The sequence below is a fragment of the Streptomyces sp. NPDC059455 genome, assembly GCF_042750115.1.
Lineage (GTDB): Bacteria > Actinomycetota > Actinomycetes > Streptomycetales > Streptomycetaceae > Streptomyces > Streptomyces endocoffeicus.
The window spans coordinates 1-10959 of the sequence record NZ_JBHYVB010000295.1 but is presented as its reverse complement, the minus strand read 5'-3'; the positions used below and the strand labels follow the sequence as shown (position 1 = coordinate 10959).

At 74.0% G+C, this 10959-nt stretch carries 12 protein-coding genes; 5 read left to right on the top strand and 7 right to left on the bottom strand.

What is annotated here, in order from left to right; translation table 11 throughout:
* Positions 1–136 precede the first annotated feature (136 nt).
* The 3 genes from ACFXB5_RS49645 to ACFXB5_RS49635 form a co-directional block, all read right to left on the bottom strand.
* Complete coding sequence (locus tag ACFXB5_RS49645) at positions 137–520, bottom strand: hypothetical protein (protein WP_385221652.1); 384 nt, start codon at positions 518–520, stop codon at positions 137–139.
* Positions 517–774 carry a hypothetical protein gene (locus ACFXB5_RS49640; RefSeq protein WP_385221659.1) on the bottom strand — a complete coding sequence of 86 codons (258 nt, stop codon included), beginning with the start codon at positions 772–774 and terminating at the stop codon, positions 517–519. The genes ACFXB5_RS49645 and ACFXB5_RS49640 overlap by 4 nt, the downstream gene beginning before the upstream one ends.
* 80 nt (positions 775–854) lie before the next feature.
* Entirely contained in the window at positions 855–1988 is a 1134-nt protein-coding gene (locus ACFXB5_RS49635; RefSeq protein ID WP_385221658.1) for a glycerate kinase, read from the bottom strand.
* Between the two features lie 207 nt (positions 1989–2195).
* On the opposite strand from ACFXB5_RS49635, the gene ACFXB5_RS49630 reads away from it, so the two are divergent.
* Positions 2196–3266: an ADP-ribosylglycohydrolase family protein gene (locus ACFXB5_RS49630; protein ID WP_385221649.1), complete on the top strand. Its 1071-nt coding sequence runs from the start codon at positions 2196–2198 to the stop codon at positions 3264–3266.
* Between the two features lie 39 nt (positions 3267–3305).
* Here ACFXB5_RS49630 and ACFXB5_RS49625 read toward each other — a convergent pair whose 3' ends face one another.
* The gene (locus tag ACFXB5_RS49625) at positions 3306–4088 is read right to left on the bottom strand and encodes a TetR/AcrR family transcriptional regulator (RefSeq protein WP_385221647.1); all 783 of its coding nucleotides are present in this window, start codon (positions 4086–4088) and stop codon (positions 3306–3308) included.
* Between the two features lie 92 nt (positions 4089–4180).
* Here ACFXB5_RS49625 and ACFXB5_RS49620 point away from each other — a divergent pair, with 92 nt between their 5' ends.
* Positions 4181–5044: an NAD(P)H-binding protein gene (locus tag ACFXB5_RS49620; protein WP_385221644.1), complete on the top strand. Its 864-nt coding sequence runs from the start codon at positions 4181–4183 to the stop codon at positions 5042–5044.
* A gap of 115 nt (positions 5045–5159) precedes the next feature.
* Here the strand turns inward: ACFXB5_RS49620 and ACFXB5_RS49615 are convergent, their stop codons facing one another.
* Positions 5160–5867: a hypothetical protein gene (locus tag ACFXB5_RS49615; RefSeq protein ID WP_385221642.1), complete on the bottom strand. Its 708-nt coding sequence runs from the start codon at positions 5865–5867 to the stop codon at positions 5160–5162.
* A 111-nt stretch (positions 5868–5978) separates the two neighbouring features.
* Here ACFXB5_RS49615 and ACFXB5_RS49610 point away from each other — a divergent pair, with 111 nt between their 5' ends.
* Complete coding sequence (locus ACFXB5_RS49610) at positions 5979–6731, top strand: NAD-dependent deacetylase (protein ID WP_385221639.1); 753 nt, start codon at positions 5979–5981, stop codon at positions 6729–6731.
* Positions 6732–6795: 64 nt separating this feature from the next.
* Here the strand turns inward: ACFXB5_RS49610 and ACFXB5_RS49605 are convergent, their stop codons facing one another.
* On the bottom strand, positions 6796–7299 hold the full coding sequence (locus ACFXB5_RS49605; RefSeq protein ID WP_385221636.1) for a methylated-DNA--[protein]-cysteine S-methyltransferase: 504 nt from the start codon (positions 7297–7299) through the stop codon (positions 6796–6798).
* A 260-nt stretch (positions 7300–7559) separates the two neighbouring features.
* On the bottom strand, positions 7560–9035 hold the full coding sequence (locus ACFXB5_RS49600; protein WP_385221633.1) for an AlkA N-terminal domain-containing protein: 1476 nt from the start codon (positions 9033–9035) through the stop codon (positions 7560–7562).
* A 174-nt stretch (positions 9036–9209) separates the two neighbouring features.
* Here ACFXB5_RS49600 and ACFXB5_RS49595 point away from each other — a divergent pair, with 174 nt between their 5' ends.
* Together ACFXB5_RS49595 and ACFXB5_RS49590 are read left to right on the top strand one after the other, a co-directional pair.
* The gene (locus tag ACFXB5_RS49595; protein ID WP_385221655.1) at positions 9210–9626 is read left to right on the top strand and encodes a CU044_2847 family protein; all 417 of its coding nucleotides are present in this window, start codon (positions 9210–9212) and stop codon (positions 9624–9626) included.
* A 5-nt stretch (positions 9627–9631) separates the two neighbouring features.
* The coding region (locus tag ACFXB5_RS49590) for a serine protease (RefSeq protein WP_385221631.1) at positions 9632–10959 on the top strand (1328 nt) is incomplete at its 3' end.

The window sequence follows — 10959 nt, the reverse complement described above, 5'->3', positions numbered from 1 at the left end:
CCGCCCCCCCGGGCGCGGTGGGTGGCGGCGCGGGTGGGGGCGGTGTGCACCCCCCCCGCCCGCTCGGGGGCGGGCGGGCGGGGGCCCGGGCCCCCCCCGCGCGCCCCCCCCCGGGCGTTTTCGGTCACGGCCGACGTCACTGCCCCACGTCGAGGATCCGCACCGGCTGCCCCTTCCACTCGTCCGCCGCGGCCGTCGCGACCACTGCTCCGGCAGGGCGCTCAGGGGTCGGCTGGGCCACGTACGCGGTGTGGGCAGCCGCCCATCCGGCGGCGTCGCGTGCCACCGCCAAGGCGGCAGGCAGGTCGAGGTCGAGGACGGTGAGGCTGGGCAGGGCGGCGATGTGCTCCGCCGTTCCGGGACGGGCCCGGTCGGCCTCCACAAGGGCACAGGCCGGAGCGTAGAGGAACCAGCCCGGCTCGGCGTGAGCCCGGTGGATCAGGCGGGAGAGCAGGATATTGCCGCGCCCGGCGGCCACCATGGCGGTGTCGTCCAGCACGATGTGCAGAGCTTCCGTCACCGAGCGTCCGCCTCGGCCAGACGCCGGTCCAGGTCGGCGTCCAAGTCTGCGATTTCGCCTTCGCTGGGGTTGTACCCGTTCCACTCATGCAACACGGCGCGAGCTCGCTCGGCGCGCTCGGCCCGCTCGGCCGGGGTGAGCAGGGTGTCGGCGAGGCGGGCCAGATACGCCCGCAGGGAAAGCCCCTCCGAAGCCGCTATCTCGGCCAGCCGGTCTCGTGCCTCGGTGGGAATTCGGACGTTGGCGTCGGCCATGGTGAGGCTCCCTCCACTCATGAGATCAGGGTACGGGTACGCACCCGTACCCATACCCGAATTCGGGAGATGCGCCGGTGTCAGCTGAGAAAGTCCGCCGCCAGGCGTTCTGCGGTGCGTTCCAGGAGGGGGCCGGCCTCGGCGATGCAGCGGGCCGGGTCCGGTTCCAGGTCGGTGAGGGCGTACGCGCGGCGGATGCCCGCGTTGCCCAGGGCCGCGGGGGCCAGGGACAGGCGGCCGCAGACCGCGACCACCTCGATGCCCCGCGCGCGGGCCGCCGCCGCGACGCCTGCCGGGGCCTTGCCGTGGAGGGTCTGCTCGTCCAGCGAGCCCTCCCCCGTGATCACCAGGTCCGTGCCCTCCAACGCGGCGGGGAAGCCGAGGACGTCGAGCATCACCTCGATGCCGGGGCGGAAGGCCGCGCCGAGGCCGACGAGGGCGCCGAAGCCGATGCCGCCCGCCGCGCCCGCGCCGGGGGCGAGGGCGTATTCGGCGGCCGAGGCCCCGACCGCGCGCTCCAGGACGCGTACGTAGTGGGCGAGGGCGGCGTCCAGGGCCGCCACATCGTCCTCGCCCGCGCCCTTCTGCGGGCCGTAGACCGCCGCCGCGCCCTTGGGCCCGGTGAGGGGATTGTCGACGTCGCTGGCCAGGACGGTTTCGGTGTCCGTGAGGCGCGGGTCGAGGCCGGACAGATCGGCCGTCGCGAGGTCGCGCAGCGGGCCTCCGCCCGGTGCGACGGGGGTACCGTCCTCCCGCAGGAAGCGCGCCCCCAGCGCGCTGAGCATCCCCGCGCCGCCGTCCGTCGTCGCGCTGCCGCCCACGCCGAAGACGATCGTGCGGGCGCCCGCGTCCAGCGCCGCGCGCAGCAGCTCCCCGCTGCCGTACGTGGTCGCGGTGAGCGGCGCGAACACCCCCTTCGGCAGATGGCGCAGCCCGGACGCCTCGGCCATCTCCACCACGGCCGTGGACCCGCTCAGCGCGTACGCCGCCGTCACCGGCGCGCCCAGCGGCCCGGTGACCCGCGCTTCGCGCCGTTCGAACCCGGCGGCGACCGCCGCGTCCACCGTGCCGTCCCCGCCGTCGGCGACGGGCAGCGCCGCGATCCGCAGGCCCTCGCCGCCCCGGGGCGCGCCGCGGCGCAGGCCCACCGTGACGCGCTCGGCGACCTCCACCGCCGTGAGCGAGCCCTTGAACTTGTCCGCGGCGATCAGCACGCGCTTCGGGGGTGTCGCCTGCCCCTGCGCCCATGTCCTGGTCTCTGCCGCGGCTTCCGTCTTCAAGGCCGCCGAGTCCTCCGAAGCCTCCGTCGAAGCGTCCGTCACCTTCGTAACCCCTCGCATTCGCACAGGTGGTCGCGCCGCTGTGACCCTATCCGGCGCGACCGCACCGGTACACCCACCTCAGATGGGTACACCTGACCCATGGCCCTCAGCGGCAGCGCACTCGCGGACCGGATCCTCGGCGGCTGGCTCGGCCGGATCGCCGGGAACATGCTCGGCAAACCCGTCGAGAACGGCGACCACTGGACCCGCGACCGCATCGACCGGTATCTGCGCCGCGCCGACGCCCTCCCGCTGACCGACTACCTCCCCGCGCTGGAGCCGCCGCCCGACCCGGTGGAGTTCGAGCTGCGCCCCGAGTGGCAGAGTTGCGTGCGCGGCCGGATCCACGGCAGTTGCCGCGACGACGACGTGGACTACTCCGTCCTCGGCCTGCACCTGCTGGAGATCCACGGCCCCTGCTTCAGCACCGAGCAGGTCGGCGAGGTGTGGCTGCTGCGGCTGCCGTATCTGCAGACCTTCACCGCCGAGCGGGCCGCCTACCGCAATCTCACCGCCGGGGTGAAGCCGCCGCTCAGCGCGACCCTCGACAACCCCTACCAGGAGTGGATCGGCGCCCTGATCCGCGCCGATGTCCACGGCTGGGTCAACCCCGGCGATCCGCGGCGCGCCGCCGCGATGGCCCGCCGCGACGCCGTCCTCTCCCACACGGGCAACGGGGTGTACGGAGCGATGTGGGCGGCCGCGCTGATCGCGGCCGCGTTCACGGCGGACGGTCCGCGCGCCGCCGTCGACAGCGCCCTGGACCGGATCCCGCCGCGCTGCCGCCTGGCCCGTACGGTGCGCCGGATCGCGTCCCTGCACGACGCGGGCGTGGCGTGGGCGGACGCGCTCGCCCAGCTGGAGCTGGAGACCGCCGGGCTGCCCTGGATCCATGTGGTCCCCAACGCCGCCGTCCTCACGGCCGGACTGCTCTACGGCGCGGGCGACTTCACGACGACGATCGCCCTGACGGTACGCGGCGGCCTGGACACCGACTCCAACGGCGCCACGGCCGGATCGGTCGCGGGGGTGCTGTGCGGCGCGGCGGCCATCCCGCCGCAGTGGACCGAGCCGCTGGAGGACCGGGTGCGCAGCGCCGTCTTCGGCTTCGACGGGGCCCGCATCAGCGACCTCGCGGCGCGTACGCACCGGCTGGCGGTCTCGGGTTAGGGGGTCGGGCTAGGGGGTCTCGGGTTAGGTGGTTTTGGGTTAGGTGGTTTCGGGCGAGGGGGTTTCGGTCCGCCCGCTCACTGTGTGGGCCGGATCGGCGATCCGGTCCAGCCACTCCCGCAGGAGGCCGCGTTCGGGCGCGGTCAGCGCGTCCGTCCGGGGCAGCGCGGCGCGCAGGGTGACGGCGGCCGCGACGGGGCCGGGCTCGGCGGCGGTGGGCGCGTCCGTGGTGATCGCGGCGATGGCCGCCTCGCGGGCGGTACGGGACAACTCCGGATCGCGGCGGTCCTCGGGCGTGGCGATGAGCGTGAACGTCGTACCGCAGCCCGCCGCGTGGACCAGGGCCGCGGCACGCTCCTCGGGGATGGCGAGCCGCCCCGCCTCGGCGATACGGCGGATGAGCCGGGCGAGCATGTCGAAGGCGGTGACGGCGGCCGGTGAGGACACCCCGGGGCGGTGCCCGCCGTACATCAGCGAGTACAGCGCCGGGTTGGCCAGGCCGAGGCCGATGTGCTGGTCCCAGCCGGCGCGCAGGTCCTCGACCGGGTCATCGGTGGGTTCCTCGGCGTTCTTGCTGTTCACGTACTCCGTGAAGCCGTACGCGACGACCGCGTCGAGCAGGCCCTGTTTATCGCCGAAGAGCCGGTAGATGGTCGGCGGCTGCACTCCGGCCGCGGAGCTCACCGCCCGGGTCGAGACCGCGTCGGGCCCGCCGTCGGACAGCAGCCGAGCGGCTGCCGCGACGATGCGGTCGCGATTCCCATCGCGGTCTCGGTTTGCCTCGTGGTTCGCGTCCGGCGCGATGACGTCCTCCCTCTCCATGCTTCCAACGATAACAGGATCCCGTTAGCGACCATTCGTTTCCGGTGATACGTTGACGTCGATAGCACTGGAAACAGGCAGAGGAGATCACCGTGATCATCGTTACCGGAGCCAATGGCCAGCTCGGCAGGATGGTCGCCGAACGGCTGCTGAAAGCCGTCCCCGCCGAGGAGATCGGCGTCAGCGTGCGCGATGTGGAGGCCGCGCGGGACCTCGGCGCGCGGGGCGTGCGCGTCCGCCGGGGCGACTTCGCCGACCCGGACACCCTCCCCCACGCCTTCGAGGGCGCCTCGAAGATCCTGATCGTCTCGACGGGCACCACGGGCGAGGCCGCCGTCCGAGGCCACCGCGCGGCCATCGCGGCCGCGGCGGCGGCCGGGGCCAAGCGGATCCTCTACACGAGCCACATGGGCGCGAGCCCGTCCTCGCCGTTCGTCCCGATGCCCGACCACGCCGCCACCGAGGAGGCTCTTCAGCGGTCCGGTGTCCCCTTCACCTCGCTGCGCAACGGCTTCTACATCTCATCGGCCGTGGAGCTGGTCAGGGGCGCGCTGGAGACGGGCGTCCTGGCCGTGCCCGAGGACGGGCCGGTCGCCTGGACCGCCCACGCCGACCTCGCCGACGCGGCGGTCCTCGCCCTCACCGGGGAGGTGCTGGACGGCCTGAGCCCCGCGCTCACCGGTCCCGAGGTGATCGACATGGCCGGAATCGCGGAGATCCTCACGCGGCTGACGGGCCGCCCGATCCGCCGGGTGGTCGTCTCCGACGACGAGTACCGGGCCCAGTTGGTCACCCATGGCGTGCCCGAGTCGTCGGCCGACCTGCTCGTCGGCCTCTTCGCCGCCGCCCGCGACGGCGACTTCGCACCGGTCGACCCCACGCTTGCCGATGTTCTCGGTCGACCTGTTGTGCGTGTGGAGGACTACCTGAAGTCGGCGCTCACGACGCCTCGGTGACGTACCGCACGAATCGGGCCCAGTCGGCCCGGCCTATTCTCGACCAAGGTCAGTGACTCACGCGGAGTGACAGGAATCGGCGATTCCGCACCGAGAGGGTGCATCCACGAGGACGTCAGCGCTCGGCGGTGTCCCATTCGCTGCCCAGCCAGCCGCCGTGGCTCTCGAGGAGGGCGACGAGGGAGGCGGTCACACGGTCGTCCCACCAGTCCGCCACGGCCGTGAGCTCGAAGGCCGTTCCGGGGCCGCTGTGGAAGTCGAGGACGATCCGACGGTCCAGCCGCCACCGGGTACGGCGCGGGGTGCGGCCGGGGTCGCCGCCGCCGTTGAGGATGATGCCGATCACGACCAGCAGTTGGAGGGGGAGGAACAGCCACCACACGCCCCACCAGAAGGGCCGTCCCTTGAAGCCCACGGCGGGCCGGGAGCCGGTCTGCTGGACGGTCCAGCGGGTGCGGAGGCCGCCCTTCATGGCCGGGCGGCGGTTGACGAGGGCCAGGGGTTCACCGGCGGCGCCCAGGACTTCGTAAGCGGCGGGGCCGCCCTTGGTGGCCGACTTGGTCACCACCTGCGCGAACACCTGCTCGCGATGGGGATCTGCCCAGAGGGTGAACGCGCGGGTGCCCTCCTTACGGGCGGCACGGTACTCCGGGAGGCCGCCGCCGGGTGGGTTCCGCCGCTCGGGGAAGGCCAGCGGGCGGCTGGTGCGGCCACGGCGGGCGGGGCCGTCGGAGATCCGTATCGTCCAGGGGAGACCGTCCTCCGGTGCGCGCGCCTGGTCCTCCTGTGCGTCGTGGCTGGTCAGCCACAGGAAACGTGCCATTCCCGTACTCTCCCCGTCCGCCCCGCCGCGTCCGTCCCGGTGCCGGGCGGACTTTACCCGTCCGGCAAAACGCGCTCGCCGTCGGCCGCGCGGCGTGCGTACGCTCGCCGCATGAGCAGCGAGACGACGCACCGGCCGCTGGTGGCGATCCTCAGCGGGGCGGGCATCTCCACCGACTCCGGGATCCCCGACTACCGCGGTCCGCAGGGGCTGTGGCGGCGCGATCCCGAGGCCGAGAAGCTCGTGACGTACGAGTACTACATGACCGACCCCGACATCCGGCGCCGCTCCTGGGAGATGCGGCGCGACAGCAAGGCGCTGCAGGCCCGGCCCAACGGGGCGCACGAGGCCGTCGCCCGGCTGGAGCGCTCGGGGGTGCCGGTGCGGGTGATCACCCAGAACGTGGACGGGCTGCACCAGATCGCCGGAATGCCCGCGCGCAAGGTGCTGGAACTGCACGGCACCGCGCGGGCCGTGCGGTGCACCCACTGCGAGGCGCGGTCCGGGATGGACGAGGCGCTGGAGCGGGTCGCGGCGGGTGAGGCGGATCCGGCGTGCCGGGAGTGCGGCGGGATCCTGAAGTCGGCCACGGTGATGTTCGGGGAGAGCCTCGATCCGGAGGTGCTGACGGAAGCGGTCGCGGTGGCGCAGGCGTGCGAGATCTTCATCGCGGTCGGCACGAGTCTCCAGGTTCAGCCCGCGGCCTCGCTCGCCGGGTTGGCCGCCGAGCATGGGGCCCGGCTGATCATCGTCAACGCGGAGCCGACGCCGTACGACGAGCTCGCGGACGAGGTTGTTCGCGAGCCCATCAGTGCGGCACTGCCCACGTTGCTGGATCGCATCGCGGTGGGTGACGGGGGCTGATCGCCCCGTCCCCCGTTCCCCGTCCCCCGTCCTGCGTTCTGCGTTCTGCGTTCTGCGTTCTGCGTCAGAAGAGGCCGGGTAGTTCTTGCCGCGCCTCGAAGTCCAGCAGGCGCCGCTTGCGGTCCAGGCCGCCGCCGTAGCCGGTGAGGCTGCCGGTCGAGCCGACGACGCGGTGGCAGGGGACGATGATGCCGACCGGGTTCTTGCCGTTGGCCAGGCCCACCGCGCGGGAGGCGGTCGGCTGTCCGAGGCGGTCGGCCAACTGGCCGTACGACCAGGTCTCGCCGTACGGGATGGCCCGCAGCTCGGCCCAGACGCGGCGTTGAAAGGGCGTGCCGTCCAGGTGCAGCGGCAGGTCGAACTCGGTCAACTCGCCCGCGAAGTAGGCCGTGAGCTGGCGGATGGTCTCGGCGAAAGGGGTGTCGGCTGGGTCGCCGGGGCCGCCGAAGGTCTCCTCGGGTGGGCGGTGGCGTTGCTCGACCATGTAGAGGCCGGACAGGTCGGTGCCGGTGGCCACGAGGGTCAGGGGGCCGTAGGGGCTGTCGATGGTGGTGTGGGTGCGGTTCATGTGTTCCTCGGCGGGGTGTGGGTGATGCGGTGTGGTGGTCTGTGGTGTGGTGAAGGTCGGTCGGGGCGGGCGGCTTAGCGGTGTGCGGGCCGCCGTTTCGTTGCCGGGTGCGGCCCGGTGGCCGATTTGTGCCCACCCGTTCCTCCCCCAACTACCGCTGGGAGGTGCCCCCTCCGCAGGACGATTGCCCACAAACCGGTGCGGAGCCGGCCGGTTTCCGTCGTCTTGTTGCCGGGTGCGGAACGATTGCCCACAAACCGTCATGCCGCGGGTAGGCGGTTGATGGCGTGGGCCGCGTCTGTGGCCCATAGGTATTGGACGGCGTAGGCGCGCCAGGGGCGCCAGTGGGTCGAGTGGCGGGTGAGGGCGCCGGGCGTGGCGGGCAGGCCCAGTTCGGCGGCGGCGCGGCGCACTCCGAGGTCGGTCGGGAGGAAGGCGTCCGGGTCGCCGAGGGCGCGCATCGCGATCACCTCGACGGTCCAGGGGCCGAGGCCCGGCAGCGCGCCGAGGCTCGCGCGGGCCTCGTCCCAGTCGCTGCCGACGCCGAGCGCGACCCGGCCCTCGGCGAGCGCGCCGATCAGCCCGGTGAGGGTGGCGCGGCGGGTGCGGGGCATGGCCAGCTTCTCGGGGTCCAGTCCGGCGAGGGCCTGGACGGACGGGAAGAGGTGGGTCAGGCCGCCCGCCGGGTCCTCCACGGGCTCGCCGTGCGCCGTCACCAGGCGCCCGGCGTGGGTGCGGGCGGCCGCCGTGGACACCTGTTGTCCGAGCACCGCGCGGACCGCGAACTCGTCCGCGTCCACCGCGCGTGGCACCCGCCGCCCCGGGGCCTTGTCGACGAGCGGGGCCAGCTGGAGGTCCGTACGGAGCAGGTCGTCCACGGCGGCCGGGTCCGCGTCGAGGTCCAGCAGCCGTCGGCAGCGGCTGATCGCCCCGGCCAGGTCGCGCAGGTCGGCGAGGGAGAGCTGGCAGGCGATGTGGTCCGGCCGGGGGCTGAGGGTGACCACCCCGGGCCCGTACGGCAGCCGTAGCGTGCGCCGGTACGCGCCGTCGCGCCACTCCTCGACGCCGGGGACGGCGGTGGCGGCGAGGTGGCCGAAGAGGTTGTCCGGGCACAGCGGCGCCCGGAACGGCAGCCGCAGCGTGAGCGCGCCCGGGACGCTGGTCCGTGGTCCGCGGCTGGCCCGCTGCCGCAGCTCGGTCGGGGAGAGCGCGAAGATCTCCCGTACGGTCTCGTTGAACGCGCGGACGCTGGCGAACCCGGCCGCGAAGGCGATGTCCGCCATCGGCAGCGCGCTGGTCTCGATCAGCAGCCGCGCGGTCTGCGCCCGCTGGGCCCTGGCGAGCGCGAGCGGGCCCGCGCCGAGCTCGGCGAGCAGTTGCCGCTCGATCTGCCGGGTGCTGTATCCCAGCCGGGCGGCGAGGCCCGGCACCCCGTCCCGGTCCACCACACCGTCGGCGATCAGCCGCATGGCACGGGCCACCAGATCCGCCCGCTCGTTCCACTGCGGCGAGCCGGGGCTGGCGTCCGGACGGCACCGCTTGCAGGCCCGGAACCCGGCCTGCTGGGCGGCCGCGGCGCTGGGGTAGAACCGCATGTTCTCGGGCTTGGGCCCGACGACCGGGCAGCTCGGCCGGCAGTAGATCCCGGTGGTCACGACGGCGATGAAGAACCACCCGTCGAAGCGGGCGTCCTTCGCCTGTGCGGCGCGGAGGCACCGGTCGGTGTCGGTGTGCATGGGTCCAGCATCCGCCAGCGGGGTGGGGGCAGGCTCGCGGGAATCCGACATCGACCTTACGCGGGGCGCCCCGGTGGCGCGCGCCGTGGCCCCGCGCCGTGGCCCCGCGCCCCGTCCGTCGTTCCGGCGCCGTTTGGTGCGAAGGGGCAGACCGGAGGCCTGATGATCGGCATGATGAGGAATGTGACGGAACACCGTGAGATACCCCTGGCGGACGGCACGACCGTACGGCTGGAACTGGCCCCCGTAGGAGACGTCTCCCCCGAGGACGCGTACGGCGGCGTCGGCGGCGTGACCCCGGTGGGGCGCGGGCCACGGGTCGCGGCCACGCTGGCCAACGCCGGTCTGGGCGTCATCCTGCAAGGGCTGGGGCCGGTGCTCCAGGACGTACACGACGCCGTCAGCTCGGCTCCGCATCCGCCCCAGGAGTTCACCGTGGAGTTCGGGGTGCAGGTCGGCCAGGACCTCAAACTCGGCATCGTAGGCGCCAACGGGAGCGCCAACCTGACCATTTCGGCCACCTGGAGGCCGTCGGAGCGGCCCGAGCCGACAGTGCCGCCGGGGCCGTCCCGGCCCGGCCCCGCGGGCTGAAGCCCATGGGGTGGTTCCACGCGCACGGGGTCTCGTCACGGCCCGCGGTGTCCATTCTCGCCAAGGCCGACGGAAGACCGGCGGGCGCGGGCGTCCTGCTGCCGGGGCGCCATCTGCTGACGTGCGCTCATGTGGTCAACAGCGCGCTGGGAAAGGACATGCTGGCCCCGGATCACCCGGGCCCGATCGCCGTGTCCGTACGGCTCCACGGACCGGAGCACACCGTCGAGGCCCATGCAGAGCTGACGGTCTGGATACCGCCCCGGACCGACGACGGCGGCCTGGGCGCCTTCGAGTGGAACGGCGACCTCGCCGTCCTGCGGCTGAACGGAGCCCTGCCGCCCGCGATCGAGCCGCCGCGCTGGCACCCGATGGCCAAGCGGCAGCTCGTACGGGCCTGGCACGGCAGCGGTGAGCCGGGGGTGTTCGCCGACGCCGAAGTGAGCGCGTGCGACGGGCGGTTCGGCTACTTCGACGGGGCCGAGCGCGCCCTGGACATCGAACCCGCCTACAGCGGCGGCCCGTTGTGGTCCAACGAGGAGGGCGCCGTCGTCGGGCTCGTCACGGCCAAGCTCCGCGTCCAGGGGGCGCTGCGCCGCGCCTGGGGGATCCCCTGGCAGCGCGTGACGCGGGAGCTGGACGACGCCGGGGCGGGCCATCTGCTGCCCCGGCAGCCCGCGGAGGACATACGCGACCACCCCGCCTACGCGGAGCTCGTCGCCCTGCTGGACGGGCCACTGCCGCTGTCCGAGGGCTGGATCCGCTGCTGCCGTACGGTCGCCCGGCAGTGCGGCCTCGGCCATCGCGCGGACGGCGTGCCCTCCGCCGAGGAGTTCGCCCATCTGCTGCTCACCCGGGGGCGTGCGCTGCCCGCGCTGGTCGAGGCGGTACGCGGCACGGCCGGCTCGATGGCCGACGACCTCCTCGCCATAGGACGCCGCTGCGGGCTGCCCAAGCTGCTCTCGCCGGGCGAGCACGAGCGGCTGCTGATCCAGCTGCGCGGCCTGCCCGCGACCGCCGCGGCCGGTGTCCCCGGGGCCGTACGGGCGGCGCTGCCGCTGGCGGCCCTGCCCGCGGCGCTGCTCACCGGCGGTGACGGCCATCATGGGGGCGGTGGAGACGGCGGGAACGGCGGGAACGGCGGGCGGTTCGAGGCGCTGATCGCCCATGTGGAGGGGCTGCACGGGGACAGCTCGGCGGCCGACGACGGGGTCATGCCCGCCGTGCCGGGCCTGCTGCGGGCCGTGGAGTTCGTGGCCTCGGGCTGCTGCCCGGCGGAGCGGCGCGCCGCGCTGCGGCGGTGGAACGCGGCGGGCGCCCGCCGCCGCGGCGG

What these genes read in the sequence shown, in the direction of transcription:
- ACFXB5_RS49615 (WP_385221642.1), bottom strand. Translation starts at nt 5,867, where the DNA reads ATGGCACGTTTCCTGTGGCTGACCAGCCACGACGCACAGGAGGACCAG.
- ACFXB5_RS49625 (WP_385221647.1), bottom strand. Translation starts at nt 4,088, where the DNA reads ATGGAGAGGGAGGACGTCATCGCGCCGGACGCGAACCACGAGGCAAAC.
- ACFXB5_RS49600 (WP_385221633.1), bottom strand. Translation starts at nt 9,035, where the DNA reads ATGCACACCGACACCGACCGGTGCCTCCGCGCCGCACAGGCGAAGGAC.
- ACFXB5_RS49605 (WP_385221636.1), bottom strand. Translation starts at nt 7,299, where the DNA reads ATGAACCGCACCCACACCACCATCGACAGCCCCTACGGCCCCCTGACC.
- ACFXB5_RS49630 (WP_385221649.1), top strand. Translation starts at nt 2,196, where the DNA reads ATGGCCCTCAGCGGCAGCGCACTCGCGGACCGGATCCTCGGCGGCTGG.
- ACFXB5_RS49610 (WP_385221639.1), top strand. Translation starts at nt 5,979, where the DNA reads ATGAGCAGCGAGACGACGCACCGGCCGCTGGTGGCGATCCTCAGCGGG.
- ACFXB5_RS49595 (WP_385221655.1), top strand. Translation starts at nt 9,210, where the DNA reads ATGAGGAATGTGACGGAACACCGTGAGATACCCCTGGCGGACGGCACG.
- ACFXB5_RS49640 (WP_385221659.1), bottom strand. Translation starts at nt 774, where the DNA reads ATGGCCGACGCCAACGTCCGAATTCCCACCGAGGCACGAGACCGGCTG.